This window comes from Blautia hydrogenotrophica DSM 10507 (assembly GCF_034356035.1).
Taxonomy (GTDB): Bacteria; Bacillota; Clostridia; order Lachnospirales; family Lachnospiraceae; genus Blautia_A; species Blautia_A hydrogenotrophica.
Genome location: NZ_CP136423.1, coordinates 1,097,684 through 1,117,723, shown reverse-complemented (window position 1 = coordinate 1,117,723; position 20,040 = coordinate 1,097,684). Strand labels below are relative to the sequence as shown.

At 46.8% G+C, this 20,040-nt stretch carries 17 protein-coding genes; 2 read left to right on the top strand and 15 right to left on the bottom strand.

All coding sequences use genetic code 11. The features are described from left to right. Positions 1 to 62 precede the first annotated feature (62 nt). The 8 genes from BLHYD_RS05315 to BLHYD_RS05280 form a co-directional block, all read right to left on the bottom strand. A complete protein-coding gene (locus BLHYD_RS05315) occupies positions 63 to 1,793 on the bottom strand; it encodes a hydantoinase B/oxoprolinase family protein (protein ID WP_005949709.1) in 1,731 nt (576 codons plus the stop codon). Continuing rightward, positions 1,790 to 3,844 carry a hydantoinase/oxoprolinase family protein gene (locus tag BLHYD_RS05310; RefSeq protein WP_005949707.1) on the bottom strand — a complete coding sequence of 685 codons (2,055 nt, stop codon included), beginning with the start codon at positions 3,842 to 3,844 and terminating at the stop codon, positions 1,790 to 1,792. Before BLHYD_RS05310 ends, BLHYD_RS05315 begins: the two co-directional genes overlap by 4 nt. 371 nt (positions 3,845 to 4,215) lie before the next feature. Then, positions 4,216 to 5,379, bottom strand: coding sequence for a substrate-binding domain-containing protein (locus tag BLHYD_RS05305; protein ID WP_005949705.1), 1,164 nt, complete (start codon positions 5,377 to 5,379; stop codon positions 4,216 to 4,218). Positions 5,380 to 5,405: 26 nt separating this feature from the next. Then, on the bottom strand, positions 5,406 to 5,963 hold the full coding sequence (locus tag BLHYD_RS05300; RefSeq protein ID WP_005949703.1) for a WYL domain-containing protein: 558 nt from the start codon (positions 5,961 to 5,963) through the stop codon (positions 5,406 to 5,408). Positions 5,964 to 6,308: 345 nt separating this feature from the next. Next, positions 6,309 to 6,467, bottom strand: a complete 159-nt coding sequence (gene rd / locus BLHYD_RS05295; protein WP_021845395.1) for a rubredoxin — start codon at positions 6,465 to 6,467, stop codon at positions 6,309 to 6,311. A 308-nt stretch (positions 6,468 to 6,775) separates the two neighbouring features. Then, a complete protein-coding gene (locus tag BLHYD_RS05290; RefSeq protein ID WP_005949697.1) occupies positions 6,776 to 7,501 on the bottom strand; it encodes a type 1 glutamine amidotransferase in 726 nt (241 codons plus the stop codon). Beyond that, positions 7,501 to 8,835: a MurT ligase domain-containing protein gene (locus BLHYD_RS05285; RefSeq protein WP_005949695.1), complete on the bottom strand. Its 1,335-nt coding sequence runs from the start codon at positions 8,833 to 8,835 to the stop codon at positions 7,501 to 7,503. Before BLHYD_RS05285 ends, BLHYD_RS05290 begins: the two co-directional genes overlap by 1 nt. A 304-nt stretch (positions 8,836 to 9,139) precedes the next feature. Beyond that, entirely contained in the window at positions 9,140 to 10,417 is a 1,278-nt protein-coding gene (locus BLHYD_RS05280; RefSeq protein WP_040350662.1) for a 4Fe-4S dicluster domain-containing protein, read from the bottom strand. A gap of 178 nt (positions 10,418 to 10,595) precedes the next feature. On the opposite strand from BLHYD_RS05280, the gene BLHYD_RS05275 reads away from it, so the two are divergent. Together BLHYD_RS05275 and BLHYD_RS05270 are read left to right on the top strand one after the other, a co-directional pair. Next, positions 10,596 to 11,441 carry a deoxyribonuclease IV gene (locus BLHYD_RS05275; RefSeq protein ID WP_005949686.1) on the top strand — a complete coding sequence of 282 codons (846 nt, stop codon included), beginning with the start codon at positions 10,596 to 10,598 and terminating at the stop codon, positions 11,439 to 11,441. A 71-nt stretch (positions 11,442 to 11,512) separates the two neighbouring features. Next, positions 11,513 to 12,076, top strand: a complete 564-nt coding sequence (locus tag BLHYD_RS05270) for a prolyl-tRNA synthetase associated domain-containing protein (protein WP_005949684.1) — start codon at positions 11,513 to 11,515, stop codon at positions 12,074 to 12,076. A 167-nt stretch (positions 12,077 to 12,243) separates the two neighbouring features. Here the strand turns inward: BLHYD_RS05270 and BLHYD_RS05265 are convergent, their stop codons facing one another. The 7 genes from BLHYD_RS05265 to BLHYD_RS05235 all read right to left on the bottom strand — a co-directional run bounded on the left by BLHYD_RS05265 (position 12,244) and on the right by BLHYD_RS05235 (position 19,590). Continuing rightward, entirely contained in the window at positions 12,244 to 13,284 is a 1,041-nt protein-coding gene (locus tag BLHYD_RS05265) for an alcohol dehydrogenase (protein WP_005949680.1), read from the bottom strand. A 40-nt stretch (positions 13,285 to 13,324) separates the two neighbouring features. Further along, positions 13,325 to 14,269 (bottom strand): M15 family metallopeptidase, encoded by a 945-nt coding sequence (locus tag BLHYD_RS05260; protein ID WP_005949678.1) that lies wholly within the window; start codon positions 14,267 to 14,269, stop codon positions 13,325 to 13,327. A gap of 3 nt (positions 14,270 to 14,272) precedes the next feature. Continuing rightward, on the bottom strand, positions 14,273 to 15,994 hold the full coding sequence (locus BLHYD_RS05255) for an NADase-type glycan-binding domain-containing protein (RefSeq protein WP_005949676.1): 1,722 nt from the start codon (positions 15,992 to 15,994) through the stop codon (positions 14,273 to 14,275). Beyond that, a complete protein-coding gene (locus tag BLHYD_RS05250) occupies positions 15,991 to 16,947 on the bottom strand; it encodes a DUF4234 domain-containing protein (RefSeq protein WP_005949674.1) in 957 nt (318 codons plus the stop codon). The genes BLHYD_RS05255 and BLHYD_RS05250 overlap by 4 nt, the downstream gene beginning before the upstream one ends. A gap of 18 nt (positions 16,948 to 16,965) precedes the next feature. Continuing rightward, a complete protein-coding gene (locus BLHYD_RS05245; RefSeq protein WP_021845401.1) occupies positions 16,966 to 17,829 on the bottom strand; it encodes an FHA domain-containing protein in 864 nt (287 codons plus the stop codon). A gap of 96 nt (positions 17,830 to 17,925) precedes the next feature. Beyond that, on the bottom strand, positions 17,926 to 18,675 hold the full coding sequence (locus tag BLHYD_RS05240; protein ID WP_005949670.1) for a PP2C family protein-serine/threonine phosphatase: 750 nt from the start codon (positions 18,673 to 18,675) through the stop codon (positions 17,926 to 17,928). Between the two features lie 93 nt (positions 18,676 to 18,768). After that, positions 18,769 to 19,590, bottom strand: a complete 822-nt coding sequence (locus BLHYD_RS05235; protein ID WP_005949668.1) for an alpha/beta hydrolase — start codon at positions 19,588 to 19,590, stop codon at positions 18,769 to 18,771. Between the last annotated feature and the right edge of the window lie 450 nt (positions 19,591 to 20,040).

Below are 20,040 nucleotides of genomic sequence, written 5' to 3'. Positions count from 1 at the left end.
ACTACTATTCTCATATATCTCATCTATACGGGTATGCTAAAAGTACAACCGATTTAACAAGTTCATTTTTCTCTCTTTTCTGTTAACCCCTTCACCGTAAAAGTTACAGGGTCTACGATTACTCCATACTCCTCCTCGGCCTGTCTCAGACTGATATATTCATTTTTCACATCCCAAGCTACTTTTTCCGGCTCCCGCTTCAGGGGATCTCCATATCCCCCTCCGGTACAAGTGACCATACGCACAGCATCCCCTGTATTCAACAGCTTTCTGGCAACAATCCCCATGGGGCCCTCCACGGAACCATCTTTTCTGTGGAATTCAAAGTAATTGTAGGAACCGTCCTTTCCCCCTCCGGTACCCCAGGCTGGAAACTTATTTCGCCCAAAGGAAGCTGTGAAGAGCTGCCCGTCCGTCATCGCCCGGTAAGTGCGGACCGCACCGCTGCCGCCGCGGAACTGTCCGGCTCCCTTTCCATCTGTATGTAGACTGTACTCATCCACCATGATTCCGTATCGATTCTCGGCCATCTCCACGGGTACGTTGTAAGTCTCGCCATCCCCGACACAGAACTGGCCTACTTCACCATCTTTTCCCTGGCTGGCACCCCAACCGCCTCCGGTGGGTTCCACAATCAGGAAAGGCTCTCCGTTTCCCTGCTTTGTCCCCGCCAGCACTACCGAACACACGGAGAGCATATGCCCTGCCCCCAGAGCCTCCGGAAATACCGGTGCTAGCGCTTTCCAAACCACATCTACAGAATAAATCATACTCTCAAAATAACAGGACGTGGGTGCAGGTGCATGACAAGACAGTACAGAACCGTCCTGTGCAATCACCCTCATAGGATCAAAGACTCCGTCGTTGACTGCCATCTCCGGCCCCAGAATCGACATATAGATCACTCTCACACCAGCACACAGAGAACTATAACCCGTATTGATTGGACTGATGACCTGAGGACTACTTCCCGTAAAATCCGCGATGAATTCATCCTCTTTGATCGTCACTTTCACTTTCAATTTCACTGGATTCCCATGGCCATCATCATCCATATATTCTTCCATCTCCCAAGTTCCCCTTGGAAGTTCTCTCAAGCGTTTGTAGGAAATCAAAGAACCCTGTTCCAGTAAACGTTCCATAGAGCCCTTAACCACTTCCACGCCATATTTGTCACAGAGCTCACAAATCCGCTTAAAGCCAGTTCTCAGTGAAGCGATCTGCCCCCACATGTCTCCCTGAGCAGTTTCTGGATAGCGAACATTTGACATCATCATGTCCACCAATGGCTGACAGATTTCTCCGCCTTCCAAGAGCTTCACCCCGGAGAAACGCAGGCCTTCCTGAAATACCTCCGTGGAATCCGTGGTAAAAGAACCGGCAGCCATCCCGCCAATATCTGACCAGTGGGCCTTGTTTCCCACAAAAGCGATCACTTCATCCCCATAGAACACTGGCATCACCATCCCGATATCAGACAGATGAGTTCCGCCCCCCATATAGGGATCGTTGATGATATAGACATCCCCGGATTTCATATTTTCCAGTCCATACTTATCCACAATTTCCTGAATCATCGGAGCAATCAGCCCGATAAACGCACACGCTCCATTTCCTTGTGTCAGCAGTTTTCCATGCACGTCGGTGATGCCACTGGCATAGTCCAGTGTCTCATAGATAATCGGGCTCATGGAGGTTCTAGCAAACGCATAGAAAACCTCATTGCTGACCGCGATCAGAGAATCCTTTACAATATCCAATGTGACCGGATTAATCTTTATTTTCTCTTTCATTCCTGCACCTCCGTCTCAATCACCAGATTTCCATAGATATCCACCGTCAGTCTCTGGCCTTTCGCCACAACGGTAGAAGCCGCTGCTTCCTCGATAATCACTGGGCCATCGAAAACCACGCCGCTGCCCAATTTCTCCCTGGAATAGACTGGAGTCTCCATCCAGCCATCCTCGGTGAAATATACCGACCGTTTTTCCAAAAACGCGTTCTCCAAGGAATCCATCTGAGGCGCAATTTTTGCAAGCTCCGGTTTGTCCAGCCGTCCATAAGCCACCAGATGAAGGTTCACAATCTCTGTGGGAGTCTCCAATAATTTATAGGTATAAAAATGCTCGTGAGTCTCATGGAAACAGCGGATGATCTCCTCCTTACTTTCCTGTGTCCAAGGAAGAGGCGGAACATTGACCTTCACCGTATGCTCCTGTCCCATGTAGCGCATGTCAGCAATAAAATGGTAGACGACGTGATCTTTCGCCACACCCTCTCTTTGAAACTGTTCATCTGCCTGGACGATCAAAGAATCCCACATCCGGTTCAGCTCCTGAGCGCTCACCTCATTCATTCTGCGAATATTCGTCTGTATGTAATCATGCCGAACATCGGTCATCAGCATTCCCCAAGCAGAAAATACCGGAGCTGCCACAGGCACGATCACTTTTCTCACATTCAGCTCTTTTGCCAGATAAGCACAGTGCATGGGGCCTCCGCCGCCGAAAGCCACCATGGTAAAATCCCGCGGGTCATACCCTCGACGCACGGAAATCAATTTCAGTGCATTGAACATATTAGACTCCGCCACTCTCAGAATACTCATCGCCGCATCCTCAGCATTCATCTGAAAGTGCTCTCCCACTTTCTGCTGAATCACCTTCGCCACATGCTCCATGTCTACCTGATTGTCAAAATTCTTTGGTGAGAGTCTTCCTGTCAGCAAGCAGGCATCCGTCGTCGTCGGCTCCTCTCCACCCTTTCCATAGGCCACAGGTCCCGGCAGAGCTCCCGCTGACTGCGGCCCCACCTTTAATGAACCTGCTTCATCAATCCATGCAATGGAACCGCCACCATTTCCAATCTCCACGATATCCACGACCGGGGCCATAATCGGATATCCTGCATATCTCTCCGTTCTCTCAATCCGGTATTCAGTGGTCACTTTCACTTCCCCTTGATCGATTAAGGAACACTTGGCTGTGGTACCGCCCACGTCAAAGGCAATGATATTTTCTTCTCCCACTGCTTTTCCCAGAATCGCGGCTCCATACACCCCGGCCACCGGGCCAGACTCTACCATGTTAATAGGAGTCTGCTTCGCCTGCTCAAAAGTCGTCGTGCCACCATTAGACTGCATAATATACTTCTTCGCATCACAACCGATCTCACAAAGTCTCCCTTCCAGATTATTCACATAAGCAGAGGCGACAGGCATTACATAGGAGTTCAGCGCAACCGTCGATGTCCGCTCATACTCTCTCCATTCCTTTGTCACTTCGATAGAAGAAGTGACAAAGATTTCCGGCCACAATTCTTTGACCTTCTCCACTGTCCTGCGCTCGTGAACATCATTGGCATAAGAATTGATAAAACAGACAGCTACTGCTTCGACCCCTTCTTCCTTAAAATACTCTACCGCCTTCTCAATATCTGTTTCTTCCAATGGAATCACTATTTTTCCATCATAAGCAATCCTCTCTGCCACTTCCCGGCGCAGATATCTAGGAATAAATGGCCGTGGCTTTGCAAACACCATATTAAAAAGATCTGGCCGGTTACATCTGGCCAGCTCCAAAACATCACGAAATCCCTTCGTGGTAATCAGTCCAGTCTTTGCACCCTTTCTCTCCGTCAGAGCATTGATAATCGTGGTTGTACCATGAATAAAATCTGTGATTTCTTTGGGCGTAATTCCACTCTTTTTGATCACCTCAATCACACCCTCCTCAAAATTCGGAGGAGTCGTGTGACTCTTCCCCAAAATCGTCTTTCCTTTTTCATCTACAGCCACCAAATCTGTAAAAGTTCCCCCTATGTCCGTAGCAATTCTCAAGTTCATCCCGCCTTTCCTTTATGATGTACTCTCAGCATCTTCCTGGCATCCAAAGCTGCCAAAAAATCAGACAGCTTGATACACTTATTTCTATGATACCACAGGTTGAAACCATTTTCATTATTTTTGTCAAAATATTCAGTAAAATCACCCGTACCAATGAAATTTCTTACAACAATTGGATAGGAGAAATTTTCCTTTCCCTATCCGCCGCGATACCATACCCAGCTTGCAGCACTGCTGCTCGCTGTCCGCGGAAATATCTATCTACATGAGCGCAGCAGACGCTTACCAAACTTATCACGTAAAATCCCCCACACAGACATCCATGTCCACATGAGGGATCTCAAAAATTTCCTATTTTCTGACAGTTTTTCTTATTTTTCTACAGTTTTCATTCCTTCCAATTCTTCTTCTGTGTAAATTCCCATATCCATAAGTATTTTGTAATTATCCAGGTCAATAAGCTGTACATCTGACAGCTGAGCAGGAACAATTCTGCTACCATTGTCATATTTCCTGGATGTATTTACTTTCACTTTCTCGCCCGACAATTTATCCTTTAAAATATCAACACAGCTCTCATCCAACAGTTCATACTCTCTAGAAACAGTGATCCCCTGTTGTCCGGATAAGACCCTCCGAATCGCACTCTCACTTGCATCTTGACCAGTCAATACAGGCCAGGGATGTTCTGAGCTATGTAATGCATAGGAACTCTCAACCAAAGCTTCCTCAACTCCGTCTACCATCTGATCTGTCTCCACACATACAATATCCAACGCTTTTTCTCCATAAAACTGGCTGAGAATCTCTGATGTTTTTGCCTTAGAATCCTGCGCTTGGTACGAATTCAAACACAAATCCATAAATTCTGTTCTTCCCGATTTACTCTGAAGAACACCTTCTTCAAAATATGGCTTCAGCACTTCCATCAATCCTTCATAAAAAAACTGAGTATCCAAATCCTCAGAATCTCCCAGCAGAAACTCAATTGTATAGATCTTTCCTGCATCTTTTGCATTCTCCAAATCTTTTGCACTTTCAATATACTTTCCGGTCTCCTGGCCGGCAGCTTCACTGTCAAAACCCACATAATAATTCACAGCATCTGTGTTCGGCACAAGCCTGCTGTAACTGATTACTGGAATCTCTTTCTCTTCATAATCGGCAAGAGCCTCAGAAACCGCCTCTGGCTCCACCGGCGCCAATATCAGCGCTGAAACCTCCTGGTCCGCCAGTTCTTGAATCTGAGCCGCCTGCTCCGCCCCGTCCCCGGCTTCTTTCACCTTGACGGTCCAGCCTTCTTCCTCCAGTCCTGCTTTTAAATTTCCGACATCTCCTGACCAGGTATCCGTCGGCTGCTTGGGCGTACAGACTCCAATCACTACTTCATTTTTTTCTTCGCTCTCCTCAGGAACCTCTTCTGTATCTGCCTCAGCGGTCTTCTCCTCTTCCTGAGTCTTATCAGTTCCCGCGCAGGCAGTGCCTGTTACCGCAACAAGCATAGCAAGCATAAATGCCAACGCTCTTTGTCTCATTCTTTCAATCCTCCTATCAGCCTAAGCTATTCTTTGTACTCTTTTACAATTCCTTTTAGATAATCCCGAAAGGCTCCTGTTACTTTCTTCGGCTTTATTAATTTCACTTTCTTTTCCATGGAAACAAGCCAACCAAAAAAACGAGCATCTACACTTTGCTCTACCGTCAAAATCACATAGTTCTCATCTTTCTCTTTTACATTTACTACTCTTCCCAACTGCTGCTCCACGAAAGACTGCACAGATCTCTCACACAAAAGCTTCAGGCGTTTTCTATTTTCCTTGTCTGTATCAGTCTGATCATGTTCTGGCTCCTGCACCTTCGGCTTAGCCGCATTTTCCGGTTGTCTCTCGGTGACTAGGTAATAACCCCCTGGCCTCTTTCGGTTATAGCGGATATCCAATCCGTAATAACGTAGAGCGTCCATGTCATCATAGATACTCTTTCTCTCTGCCTGGATTCCCTTTTCTTCCAGGAAATCTATGATCTCCTGCATGGAAACCATCTGCTCATCCTGGCTTCGCTCTCTTAAAAGTTCCAGCAAATATAAAATCTTCAACTTCTGATTACAGGATTTTGCCATAGATCTTCCCTCCTAGTCCTTTATTTTTCTTTCATCTTACCACGCTGCTCCAAAAGTCGCAAGTGTATAATCCGCAACACTGTTTTGCAGTGAAATTCCTCTAACATAAAAAAGAATCCTGCTTGCAGGATTCTCCGCCTGCGGCGGGCACAAAGCGCCATCTTCCACTCCGCCGCCCTGTGATCCAGATGGATCGTTTTTTATTTCATAGGAACACTGTTTCTTATGAAATAAAAATAGGACACTGTACAGTTTGTCTCTCATACAGTGCCCACTCACTACTCTTTTTGCAGTACGGTCATCCATTATCTTCCTGCCTTAGCTCGAAAGATAAAACAACCCGTCTTACTCTTCTTCGAACTCGTCTTTTCCAACTCCACAGATCGGACATACCCAATCATCTGGAAGATCTTCAAAAGCGGTTCCTGGTGCGATTCCGTTATCCGGATCACCTACTTCTGGATCGTACTCATATCCACATGGACCACAAACATATTTTTTCATTGCTAGTTCTCCTTTCTTCATATAAATTCTATAACGCTTAGAAAAGCGCTTTATTCTTTACTTTTTTGGTTAAGTTTGATCTTTTTTTATCATACCAGCTTTTCCTGAAAATATCAAGGACTATTTTCTAAATTTTTTGTAACTATTCAGTCATGCGGCTGATAAGAACAAAAATCCGGAGCAAGCTTGCTTGCAGAGGAGTTTTATTCTTATCAGGCATATGGCGCTTAGCCATAAGCGAGGATTTAGCCGCATATGCGGCGATATAAGCTGCGCAGCAGCTAATCCGAGCCGTTATGGCTGAATAGTTAGGATTCTTTTACAAATCTCTGGCAAATATAGCGATTGGCTTCCCTTTCTTCCTCGTCTTCCAACGGCTCTAGCACAATTTCCTTTTCATATTTCCTCTCCAAAGCCTTCGCGATCAGATAATCTGTAACTTGCGGGTTCTTAGGCAGAAGCGGTCCGTGCAGATAAGTACCAATGACATTTTTGTACACAACCCCCTCGCAGCCTGAGATGCCGTCATTTCCGGCACCATACAATACCTTGCCGAAAGGCTGATTGTCATTGATGTAGGTCCGGCCTCCATGATTTTCAAATCCCACCACCGGCATATCAAACAGATCGCTTTTCAGCACAATATTGTCAATCAGACGCGGGCTTTCCTGCTCCGTGTACAGATCTACCAGATCAAGACCTGTGACCGTTCCCTGCTCCGTCTTATAATATTTTCCCAAAAGCTGGTATCCTCCACAGATCGCAATGACCACACCATAGTCTTCCACATACGCCTTAAAATCTGGCTGAATCTTTTTTAACTCATCATTCACCAACATCTGTTCTCTGTCAGAGCCTCCTCCTAAGAGCACAATATCCAGATTTGAAAAGTCAATGGCATCCCCCAATTCAAAGACAATGGTTTCCGCCTCGATTCCTCTCCATTGACACCGTTTCATCAGACACTGAATATTTCCACGGTCTCCATACAAATTCAGCAAATCCGGGTAAAGATGTCCGATTGTCAGCTTCATCACGCTTTTTCCTCCATCTTCTTTAAGATATTATGGGTGGTATAAAGTCCTGTATAGTTCACCAACAGATACAAATTCCCCGTCCCTTCTTTGAGCTTGCTCAAAATCGCTTTCTCCACATCCGGTTCGGCCCGTGACTCAATCTCCACATACTTCAATCTCAACCTCATATCGTAGCAGCGGATTCCGGATACGGTTATGGAGGCGGCCTGAGCATCTCTTAAACGGTCAAAATCCACATCCCACAACCAAGAGACATCCGTTCCATCCTGAGCATTGTCATTAATCAAAATAATAATATCTTTTGGAGTTTTATCGGCCATGACCGCACCGATGTTCTGATTAAATCCAGCCGGATTCTTGGCCAGATTCAGCATCACCTTGGTATCTTGGATTTGGAACAACTCATTTCTTCCAAACTGCGGCTTATAATCTCCCAAGACCTCATTGAAATTCTCCCGAGAGATTCCTGCCATGTCTACCGCTCCATAAACTGCCAAAATATTGTAAATATTATAAAATCCACGGTAATTCGCTTTTATATGAAAATCTCCCACATCAAAAGCTAACCCCTCGGCCATATCCACATTTCTTCCATCATAATCCGGCACTGGACGTGAAAACCCACACTGAGGACAGTGATAAAGTCCCAGTTGACTGTAATGATAGAAATCATACTCCATCTTCGCGCCGCATCGCTTACAAAAACGCCCTTCTCTGATCTCCTGAGCATCTTCTTCCAAAACTTTCTCACTGATTCCATAAGTCTTATAACTATTCTTTCCCTCCATTGCCAGATAGGCAGACAAAGAATCATCTCCGTTCACCAGAAGCTCCATCCGCGGAGCCATCTCCATGGCCCGAGCCAGAAGTTTCATCGTAATGTCAATCTCCCCGTATCTGTCCAATTGGTCCCGGAACAAATTGGTAAGAATCATATAATCCGGTTTAAAATATGGAAACACCCGGACTGTTGATGCCTCATCAATCTCGATACAGGCATAGTCCGCATCCAAATGTCCATTGAGCTTCGCCTTTAACACAAAAGCAGCCACCACACCGTTTAACATATTAGAGCCGGTATGATTGCAGACTACCTTCTGCCCGTTCGCCTCCAACACAGAACACAACAGATTATTTGTCGTCGTCTTTCCATTCGTCCCGCAAACCGCAAAAATTCCTTCTCTGACTTCCCCTGCCAGTTCCCTCAAAATATTGGGATAGATCTTCAGCGCGATCTTCCCCGCCCAGGTCACTCCCTGTTTTCCCATCTTTTTACAGACATATCCTGCAAGCTTAGAGGTCCAGACTGCCGCTAATCTTCGTATTTTCATCTCTACATCCTTTTTCTGGTTTTTCTGTACGACGCCAAAAGATATTTCTTTTTTTCTCCTTCTACGTCTGCCATATAGTATACCCTCTTTTCTCAAAATTGAAAAGAGGGTATCCGTCAAAACCGCCTGCTCCATCAAACAGTCATTACTATTCACTCACTCGCGGTTCGTGAGCAGTAACATGCTTCGCGATGCACACAAACTGCTGCAAACAACAGTTTGGTGCAAGTATGTCTCAGGATTTTTGTACAAAAAGAGTAAAAACGCCTCGCAGAATATTGGAGGCTTGAACTGTAACAAGCAATCATCTTTTTTTGTGCAAAGACAGCAATCTGTCCAGATACACAGACTTAAACTGTTTGCTGGCCAGCGCCTGTTTCATCGGCGGCAGTTTCAAAATTGTGCCGAACACTGCCGCCATAGCCCTGTGATTGGCAAAAGCCTGATTGTCAAAGACTAAATTCTGTAAAGTGCCTTTCTCGATAGCCTGGAGTACGAACCGATGCGTGCTGTTTACTGGGGTAATCACCTGTACCGGACGGCGTTCCATCTCAATTGCCTTGACCAGACAGTTTCGCGCACAGACTCCACAGCCTAAACAAATCTCCGTGTCTACCTCTGCCTTTTTCTTTTTGGAATCCCCTGCCATTTCGATGGCAAGAATTGGACAGACTTTCGCGCATTTTCCGCACCCCACACACTTATCCAGGCTGATCTTCGGAATATAATTGGTCGTGGCCACCGGCTGCATGGGAGAGAACTTTCTGGCAGCCTGCAAAGCCTCGCAGCAGCACCCGCAGCAATTGCAGATAAACGCTGGGTTCTCCCTCACATTCTCCCCAATTTGAACCAGATTGCTCTCATAAGAACGTTCCAAAGCGTCCATAGCCTCCGCTTTGTCAATCAGGCGGGCATAGCCGCCGTTTTCTGCCAGAGAGCGGGCTACATTTCCAAAAGTCAGGCACACATCCCAGGGCGCATCAATCTCACAGGGATGCCCCGCATGGTACATCTTATGACGGCAATAGCACAGTCCCAGCCCAATATACTCCGCCTCCTCAATGATATGACTCGCTCTCTCGTAGTCTAGAATGTGATTGGTCTTATCATTGGTCAGCACCGGTTCCTGGACATAGACTCTTCCGAGCCGAGTCTCTGTGGCAAAAAACAAATCTTTTACGAAATCTTCCTCCACATTCATGTATTGATAATAGAGCTCCCCCAAATATTTCTGGTCAATATCTCCCCTCGTCCTCATCAGCGCAAACTCGATAAACCCTGCCATTGGCGGCGGCATGACGAATTTCCGTATTCCATGGTATTCAGAATCCACCAAAAGAGCCTTCTCACAAAGATGGTCTAGTACCTTTTCCGCTTTTGCCTCCGTCGTTCCCCAGACTCTCGCCGCACGCTTGATGGTAAACGGTCTGACAGGGAGCAACGCCACCCACTTGGCCTCCTCTTCTGTATAAAGTACCTGCAGAATCTTATATAAAGTCTCTGAAGCAGGAGCGCCTTGTGTAAACCAATTAATTCTCTCTTCCAGACTTTTGTAAGCATCCTTCGTTGTCAAATGTCCCATTCTTTCACTGCCTTCCTCTGTCACTTTCCGATTTCAAATTCGATTTTCATGAAATATACGTTTTTTATTGTACTCTGACAAAACCAATCCATCAAGCCCCAATCCCCCATACTGTCTTTGACAGCCGCCGAGATTCATTGTATGATAGGAATATCTTTCAAAGAAAGGATTTCTGTCTATGCTAAACATCGGAACTCATCTTTCCTCTGCCAAAGGTTATCTGAACATGGGAAAGGATGCGCTGAAAATCAACGCGAATACCTTTCAATTCTTCACCCGAAACCCCAGAGGCTTTCAATCAAAGCCGCTGAACGAGGAGGATTTGACTGGATTGTCAGATTTTTTAAGAGAGCACAGCTTCGCCCCTATTGTCGCCCATGCTCCCTATACCTTAAACCCCTGTTCCACCAGACCGGAAGTCTGTGAGCTGGCTCTCCAGATTTTTCAGGAGGATTTGAAAATCATGGAATACCTGCCTGGCAATTACTATAATTTTCATCCCGGCAGCCACCTAAAACAAGGCCCCGAAAAAGCGGCCAAAAAAATCGCAAAACTGCTGAATCAGGTTCTCACTCCCGAACAACACACCATCGTTCTGTTGGAAACCATGGCGGGAAAAGGAACAGAGGTTGGAAAAACCTTCGAAGAACTCCGCTTGATCTTAGATCAGATACAATGCCAGGATAAGGTCGGCATCTGCTTTGACTCCTGTCATCTATCCGACGCTGGATACGACCTGAAAGAAAACCTAGACAATGTTCTGAAAGAATTCGATCAAATCATCGGTTTAGACCGCCTCATGGCCTTTCACCTAAACGATAGCCAAAATCCTATCGGAAGTCACAAGGACCGCCATGCCTTGATCGGAGAGGGATTCCTGGGATTGGACACAGCTGTCACACTCATCAATCATCCCGTTTTGGACGGTCTTCCTTTTATTCTGGAGACGCCCACGGACTTAGAGGGCCACAGCAAAGAAATCGCTTTACTCAGAGCTCAATATAACCTTGCCTCTCAATCCTGAGAGCTGCGGTTTGTTTCGCGCACTGCGGCGGCACTATACGATAAAATATTTTAAAAAATCGGAGGAAAATCATGGACTCAACACACGAGACGACTGCTGAATTATTTACATCCAGGCCAGCCCCTGAGGAACGTCTGGAAAAAGAGCTGCTCTGCTATGACTTATTGGAAAAATACAAAATCCCCTACACGGGGCTGGACCATCCTGCCGCAATGTCCGTGGAGGACTGTCATAACGCCGACGTGCTTTTGGGGATTCATATCTGTAAAAATCTTTTTTTGTGCAACCGGCAGAAGACAGACTTTTATCTGCTTCTGATGCCGGGAGACAAAGTATTTAAGACGAAGCAGTTATCCGCTCAGATACACACTGCCCGCCTCTCCTTTGCCTCGCCGGATTACATGCAGGATCTGCTGAATCTGACTCCCGGCTCTGTCACCATCATGGGACTCATGTTTGACCCGGAGAAAAAAGTCAAGCTCCTCATCGACCGGGATGTTCTGAGAGAAGAGTTTTTTGGCTTTCATCCCTGCATCAATACTTCCAGTCTGAAAATCTCCACGAAAGATCTGACAGAGAAACTAATCCCCGCCCTGGGGCATGAGCCGGTCTACGTGGATTTGACGGAAGACTAGCTTCCTCTAGCTTGATAGGAGCAGCCCGAATAGAAGAAAGAGGGCAGGCCCGCTTCCGCTCCCCATCCCCTCCATCTTGAAGGGCGCGTCCCACTCTTCGCGCCGCCGCAACACCACAAAGCGGTGTACTATTTTATTGCGGCGTGCGCATCCATAGCGGAGCATTTTTACGGTCTCACGGCTACCTTGATAACTCCATCCTCTTTATTTTCAAAGATGCGGTAGCCCTCCATCACATTCTCCAGGGTCACCTCATGGGTAATCAGCTTCGTGGTATCCAATTTTCCCTCCGCGATTAACTCAATAATTCTCTCACAGTCACAGGCATCCACGCCTCCCGTCTTGAACGTCAGATTTTTTCCATACATTTCAGGGAAGGGAAGACTCTTCGCCTCTCCGTACACAGCAATGACACAGACGATTCCATTGGGTCTGGCCACCTGCCAGGCAGTTTGAAAGGTGTCCTGGCCTCCGGCGACTTCCAGGACTACATCTGCTCCCCTTCCATCTGTCAAGTCCGCTGCAATCTGAAAAAGATCTTCTTTTTCAGGCTGAACCGTCACATCTGCCCAGCCCTCCTGCTTTGCCAGCTTTAGCCTTTCTTCGTCCAAATCCACTGCTACAATATGTCTGGGATTGTACAGCTTCGCGCACATCATGGCGCACATTCCCGTGGGGCCTGCTCCCAGGACTACCACCGTGTCCTCCTGCTTGATCTCTCCAAGCTTCGCGGCCCAGTATCCTGTGGAGAGAATGTCCCCCACAAACAATACCTGTCTGTCCTCCAGCTCTTCCGGAATGTGGTTTAATCCCTGGTCTGCCATAGGCACCCGCACATACTCCGCCTGTCCTCCGTCAATTCTGCATCCCAGGGCCCAGCCTCCGTTTTCATTGGTACAATTGTTCACATAGCCCCTCTTGCAGAAAAAACACTCCCCGCAAAAGGTCTCCACATTGACAGTCACACGGTCCCCTGGCCGGAATTTCTTCACACCGTCCCCGACGCTCTCGACCACTCCAACCATCTCGTGCCCCACGACCACTCCGGGCTTAGCCTTCAGCACAGCTCCATGCTTGATATGCAGGTCACTGGTACAGATGGACGCTAAGGTCACTCTCACAATCGCGTCAGTCTTCTCCAAAATCCGCGGCACTGGACGTTCCCCCAGCGACAGTTTTCCCTTTTCCTCGTAAATTACCGCCTTCACTGCAAAACCCTCCTATTTAAAATCTTTAAAAGTCCGCTTCTCAGCCGTACAGCCTTTTTTCAAAATGCTGAAAATCTTTTGGATTGCTCCAATCTCCGCCCCAGCTGTAGCCATACTTGGCAAAAATCTGGTAACAAACATCGTCATGGGTAATCACATGCTCTGCACCACTGTTTCTGTCAATATAAGGATCGGCATTGGAATGTGCCCACTCTACCGGTGTATCTCCGTCATAAACTACATAAGGATTTTCCATGGGATTCAAATCAATAGCACAACCATACGCATGATTGGACAAAGCTCCTCCGCCCGTCTGCTCCCGATAGTTAAAACAAGAGGTATTATTCACATCAATAGAAGCATAATCCGAACTGTCTCCGTCTCCCGTCCAAAAATTGTCCACTAGATACATGGAATAAATCTCATATTCATTTTCGAACAGTTCGCGGAAAATATTGCAGACCTCCTCTGCCAACTGGACATTGACGATCATCTCCCCCACTTGAATCTGATGATCATAATTATAATGAAGCACTTTCAGATATCTTAAATCTTCGATGCCAATATCAGGATTTTCCCGGTACGATTTTCCATTAATTCTCTCATAGACATCGTCCGAAATTTCACTGGACATGAAATACTGCCCTAGGTTTTCCATATTCACAGAAGCTTGGTTGATCTTTTTTCCCGCAGGAATGTCCATCACTGTCGCGTATATCTTTTTTTCTTTTGAAACTTCTTCCTGCTGATCTTCTAAAATCCCCTGCTCTTCCTCGGTCTCTGCCGTGGTATCTTCTTCCTGAGAAGCAGCCTCCTCTCTCTGCTCCGCCAACTGCTGCACTTTCTCCAGCTCTTCTTGGCTGGCCTTCAGTCTATCAGACATTTTATGATACTTAATCCCTGAAAAAATCAGCAGCCCCGCCAGGATTAGGACTAAAACTGACAGAAAAAGCACCGCCAATATATTCGTTTTCTTCTGATTCATCTCTTACTCCTCTGCAAATACTCTCATGTCCGTAATACAAGTGTCGTCCCAGTCGGTACCAGGATATACCTCATCTATGGTCATGTAAATACCATCAGCCTGACAGGGACGACTGAATTCCAGACAAAACTCTGTCCATTCATCTGGAAATTCTATCTGCTGGCTGAATTCTCCAACAGTTATGGTCATCTTGCTGGGTTTGTTGTTGCCGTAATAATAGCGGCTGGTCTTCCAGTTGCCCAGTTTAAACGTCAAATACTTAATCCCGCTCTCCTGGCTGAACTTCGCGTCCACCCACTCGCCTAAGCCGGGACCATCGACTCCTTCCTGCCAGTTCGTCTCAATATTTTCATCAAACATCATCATGGGAGTGTTCACAGCACCATTATCTTGCTGAATCACAGAGCTTGCCTCTGCCGAAGCCACCCGCACCTGCTTGTACTCCGTGAAATCCACCTGGCTGATATCCACCAACTTCGCTGTCACCGGTGTGACAGCCTCCGGGGAAGCTTCTGTCGAAGTCTCTGATACCTCTACGTTTTGTGAATCGTCGGATTTCTCTTTGCCCTTCAGCAGCAATACAGCTCCTAAAATCAAAATCACAGCAAATAATCCCGCAAGCACAGCCAGGATAATCCCTATATAGTTCTTCGGTTCCGATTTCAGAGGTTTTGGTGGCACTACCCTCGTTCCTCCTCCCACGGGAGGCTGGACTGTCTGCGGTTCCTCATACAACTCCTGAATCAGACTTCTCACATTTTGATAACGATGTGAAGCACTGACCGACAGACCTTTTTGAATCACGTCGGACACTCGCCGGGACACCTGAAAATTTTCCTCCCTGGCCAGCATAGTCAGCGGTTTCACACGGTCATTCTCAATGCGGTCTACAGCTTCTTCCGGAACTTTCCCCGAAATCATCCGGTACATGGTGGCACAGATCGCGTATACATCCGTCCAAGGCCCCTGTCTCCCTTTTGACTGATACTGTTCCACAGGAGCATATCCGTGCTTTAGGAGTATTGTCATGCTCTTTCCGTCATTTCCGGAAGCCATTCTGGCTGCCCCAAAGTCGATCAAAGTCACTTTTTGGTCTGCCGTAATCAATATATTATCTGGGCTGATATCCCGGTGTATGATTCCGCTCCTATGTACCTTATCCAACGATTCTAAGACCGGTCTCATCAACCGCAGTACCGTCCTCTCATCCAGGCGATTTCCCTTAGAACGCAGGTACTGCTTCATTGTGATCCCCGGAATGTACTCCATAGCCAGATAAGCCGTCTGATTCTCAAAAAATAAATCCTTGACTGACACCACTCCGGGCAGATTCTGAAACTTCGCCAGGTTCCTGGCCTCCTGCTCAAAGCTTCTCAAACCTGACTGGTAATAATGGCCCTGATCTCCTGCCATCACACTAACCGTCTTGCTCTTTCCCCCAGTCAACTGGGTATCCCGTGTGGCCAGACCTGAAGGAAAGTATTCCTTCACCGCCACCGGAACTTCCAGATTCATCTCCCAGGCCAGATAGGTAATCCCAAATCCACCTTCTCCGATCACCTTACCCAGAAAGTATTTCCCCGCTAAAATCGTACCAGGAGGCAGAGTCCTATAGCTTCTGGTCTTCTCATATTCCCTTTTGTCAAATCCACAATAAGGACAGGGTTTTTCGAAATCTTCCACAATTCTCATGCACCCTGGACACAGTTTCTCCAAATCCGTCATCTCTGCTTATCCTTTCCTTCTTTTTCTCCTAATCCCCCAAGACAGAAGCTAATCTCTCTCGTTCCTAAATAGACCGTGGTGCCCGGTCTTAGCACTAGCTCCCGATAGGAGGGCAAACGGCTGTCGTCCTCTGACAGATACGTGCCGTTTGAAGAGTAATCCACAAACAGATACCTGTCCTGATCTGGGGCATAAGTCACGCTGCAATGTTTTCTGCTGACCTGTCTTCCCTTTACAATCAGATTGCACTCTTGGGGATTTCGCCCGATAATCACAGACTTTCCATCGTCGATGGAGAGCTTCACTCCCGCATACTCTCCAGTCACACCATACAGATACCCTTTTTCTTCTTCCCCCTGGAATTCTTCTCTTATCTCTTCTTCCGGTGCCATTTGATTCACCGTCTGAAAACTCTCCGTTCTCTCAGACCTCTTCTCATATCCAATGTCGAACACTTCCTCCGGATAACGGGCATCAGACCTTTGCATCTGCTCGTCACCGTACCTCTCGTCCTCCATTCTCCTATAATCTGAAGGCCTGCTGTAAAAATCAACCTCTTCCTTTGGCTGTACATCATGATTGTACGCCTCTGCCAGACGATTGATATTTTTAATCAAAATATGGTAGCCAACGAAGATACCCACAAAGAAAAACCATCCGCCGATCAAAAACCACAGAATTACGGTCGTCCCGTTTTCCTGAATCTCCATCCCGTAGCGTCTGGCATTCGCCTGCAACCGGTTTGCCTGTTTGTAAAACCAATACCAGAGGAAAATACTGCAAGTCAAAACTGAGAGAACCACAACCAACAGATAACTCATAGGCTGCTCACCGTCGCCCTCACAGATAAGATTTACATCCCTGTCAAACTGATACCAAAAATAGATGGAATAAATTCCACAAGTCACCACAGACAGAAGAATCAATTTCCACAGACTTCGCTCCTGAATCATAGCCTTCCCCCTCTTCTCTTATTTTTCAAACGTATCCCACTTAAATTTCTCCCCACACAAAGCAATAAACAAAAGCTTCGTATTTCCGATAGACAAGACATCATAGGACTGCAATGCAATATGGTCTAAAACCACCTCGTCATTGACATAGAATAATTCCCTGGAATCCCCGGTCTGAGCAATAAAAATGTTCTCCCTTGGTTCATAGACAATGATCGCATGACGCTTCCTAGACACTCCACGATCATCACGCAGTACGATATCCATATCTGGGCCACGCCCTACAAAATTTCTACCTGTTTTAAGCGAAAAGCTTTCTCCCTTGCAAGTTCCTTCCACGCAGACCAGCCATCCCACCACAGGCTCTGTGCCTAACCTTCTGGAATAGTAACCGACCGTTCTGTTGTCCTCGTCTGGAGTTTCCGTCCCCCATCGCTGAGGCTGCCCTCCAAAATCCCCCTGAGGCGGCATTGGATTATACCTGTCAGCATAGCCTCCATACGGATTCTGATACTCTGGGCAATACCCCTGGCTACTCTGCCTATAGCCATACTCTGGCGATGTCTTCAGTTCCGGCGACTCCCGGTCATAGTCCTCAGACTCGCTCTCCTGTCCATATTCATTCTGCGACATCCAGAAATCCGCTTCCTCTCTCCTTGGCTGTCCCGACTGCTCCTCACAGTCATACTGGGGAGAATAAGCCGGAGTTCTCTCCTCACTTTCTAAAATTTGTCCCCTTTGTTCCATGGAATAAAACCCCATAGTCTTTTCTTCTGCACAGGGAACCTCATTTTTGTGCCCATCTATCTGCTCACAATATGGACACCTGTCATAATTCTCCTCATCATAAAAATGCCCATTCACACATTTTCTAAGTTTCACCTCTGTCTCCTCCTTCCTCTCTTTATGCACTCTCTGTCATTATACCACTGCCATCTCTAAGACTTGTAATTCAGGTATACTTGCGTCTGTCATTCCCTAACACTTAGCTGTACTCGCAGTTCCATCTGCCCAAATTCCTATGGCAGAGTAATTATCCTGTTTTTCAAAAAAGCCTCGCCGCCGCACCCGCTTTTTCATTCTCAGCAGCCATTCCCTTGGTCCCTCTGAGTTTTCTAAGTCTCTCTCCATCTCCGGCTCCTTTACATATTCCCAAAAGCCATCTGTACAGAGCAAAATCTTATCTCCCGGCATCCAGTCCCAAGGAGGAGATTCCTGATACTTCACACTTCTGTCCCTGTCTCCCAACACTCTCAAAAGCCTGTTCCGGTCGGAATGGCCGCGAATCTCTTCCGGTCGGATTTCCCCACTGGCCACTAGCATCTGAGGCACGCTGTGATCTAAAGTCTGATAGACGATCCTGTTCTGCCGGAAAATATACATCCTGCTATCTCCTATGTGCGCCCCAAAAAGTCTATCCTGCTTTATAAATGCGCATACCAGAGTAGTCTTCGCCACCCCTGGTGTTCTGGCTTCGTCTTGAATCTGTATCAGTCTGCGGTTCCCCTCAGAAAAAACTCTCTGAAAATACTCCTTCGGTTCACAGCCGATGTGGTATTGTTCCAATGCGCAGCGGACCGCACACTGTGACGCTTGGGTCCCCATCCCATGGCCTCCCAATCCATCCGCCACTGCGAACAGACCGTGGTCCCCCTCGCAGAAAACCCCCACAGAATCCTCCTGATAAGCTCTCTTCCCCTGCTCGTTCAAACTATAATGCCGTATCATATTTCTTTATTCTCCAAAGTTTCCTTTCGCCGCTATCCTCTTAGACAGCGATTTCACTGCCTCCATTATACAACAAAATGATTCAATTAACCATCAAAATTCCCACTGTCTGTGCAGCCAATTACACGCCAGCTCCATCCAATTTTCGCATTCCTTTTGTACCCCACCACCATGGGCATCCATGCTCAAAGGCCCTGCGGTCCCCATTCCATGCGCTCCTGCCTCATAAAGATGAAACTCCACTGGAATTTTATATCTGCGCAGTCCACTCAAAAATAAAAGCGAATTCTCTGCTGGCACTGACGCATCCGAAGCGGTGTGCCATAAAAAAGATGGCGGCGTATCTTTACTGATCTGCTCTTCTAAAGAGAAAAAGTCTTTTCTTTGTTCCCAATCTTCTCCCAGCAAATTTCGAAAGCTCCCTTCATGGATATACTCTCCTGCTGAGATCACAGGATAGCTTAAAATCAAGCGATTCGGCCGTATCTCTTCGCTGCCGCAGGCTAACCTTTCCAGCAGAAAATCTTTTTTCCAGAACACTCCGAGACAGGCTGCAAGGTGTCCTCCCGCCGAGGAACCCTGAACCACCACTGCGTCCTCCATGATATACCACTCACGTGCCTTTTTTCGAACTAGCCTGACAGCCTCAGCCAATTGAAGTAAAGCTTCCGGGTACCTGGCAGGAGCCACGCTGTACCGCAACACCGCCGCATGACAGCCCATAGTCATGAATTTCAAAGCCATCGCTTCCGCCTCCCTGTCGGAAGTCATCTCATAGCCTCCTCCCGGGCAGAGCAGGACGATCGGTCTCTTCCTGCCGTCGTAGAGTTCTCTGGAATTGTCCCAAAGATAAGTATAAAGCCATCCATAATACGCACTGCCCTGTATCTGAATCTTTATTTTCTCATGTCGCATCTTAATTCCTCCTGTATTCTCTGATACACATTCAGAAGTCCGGTCATAGCATCATAACAAAGTGGGCAAGCCCACTTCAACTCTCCATCCCCTCAATCTTTGAGGGGGCACTCACTACTTTATTAGCGTGACAAAGTCTTTTATATAACATCAAAAGGTCCCGAGAGTACGGATTTCTACTGCTTTTTTAACATTTATTATAGACGAAATGAAAGAATTGTGGTACACTGATCGAGAAAATTCTATTAAAAATTGTAACTGTTCAGCCAACGTCATTCGTAAAACTGCACTACGTGCTTATCGTGATTGACGCCACTGTTACTCAAAATTCAAAAAATCAAAACTATGTGAATTCAGGTGTGCCCGTCTTTTTAAAGCGGAATACTGCCGGAAAAATATCTGTGGTCTGCGATGACCGTGATATTTTTTCGGCTTTTTTATTCTATTTAC

Coding starts and splice junctions, on each gene's coding strand:
- BLHYD_RS05280 (WP_040350662.1), bottom strand. CDS start 10,417: ATGGGACATTTGACAACGAAGGATGCTTACAAAAGTCTGGAAGAGAGA.
- BLHYD_RS05315 (WP_005949709.1), bottom strand. CDS start 1,793: ATGAAAGAGAAAATAAAGATTAATCCGGTCACATTGGATATTGTAAAG.
- BLHYD_RS05290 (WP_005949697.1), bottom strand. CDS start 7,501: ATGAAGCTGACAATCGGACATCTTTACCCGGATTTGCTGAATTTGTAT.
- BLHYD_RS05240 (WP_005949670.1), bottom strand. CDS start 18,675: ATGATACGGCATTATAGTTTGAACGAGCAGGGGAAGAGAGCTTATCAG.
- rd (WP_021845395.1), bottom strand. CDS start 6,467: ATGAAAAAATATGTTTGTGGTCCATGTGGATATGAGTACGATCCAGAA.
- BLHYD_RS05300 (WP_005949703.1), bottom strand. CDS start 5,963: ATGGCAAAATCCTGTAATCAGAAGTTGAAGATTTTATATTTGCTGGAA.
- BLHYD_RS05260 (WP_005949678.1), bottom strand. CDS start 14,269: ATGAATCAGAAGAAAACGAATATATTGGCGGTGCTTTTTCTGTCAGTT.
- BLHYD_RS05310 (WP_005949707.1), bottom strand. CDS start 3,844: ATGAACTTGAGAATTGCTACGGACATAGGGGGAACTTTTACAGATTTG.
- BLHYD_RS05250 (WP_005949674.1), bottom strand. CDS start 16,947: ATGATTCAGGAGCGAAGTCTGTGGAAATTGATTCTTCTGTCTGTGGTG.
- BLHYD_RS05305 (WP_005949705.1), bottom strand. CDS start 5,379: ATGAGACAAAGAGCGTTGGCATTTATGCTTGCTATGCTTGTTGCGGTA.
- BLHYD_RS05275 (WP_005949686.1), top strand. CDS start 10,596: ATGCTAAACATCGGAACTCATCTTTCCTCTGCCAAAGGTTATCTGAAC.
- BLHYD_RS05255 (WP_005949676.1), bottom strand. CDS start 15,994: ATGACGGATTTGGAGAAACTGTGTCCAGGGTGCATGAGAATTGTGGAA.
- BLHYD_RS05270 (WP_005949684.1), top strand. CDS start 11,513: ATGGACTCAACACACGAGACGACTGCTGAATTATTTACATCCAGGCCA.
- BLHYD_RS05285 (WP_005949695.1), bottom strand. CDS start 8,835: ATGAAAATACGAAGATTAGCGGCAGTCTGGACCTCTAAGCTTGCAGGA.
- BLHYD_RS05235 (WP_005949668.1), bottom strand. CDS start 19,590: ATGCGACATGAGAAAATAAAGATTCAGATACAGGGCAGTGCGTATTAT.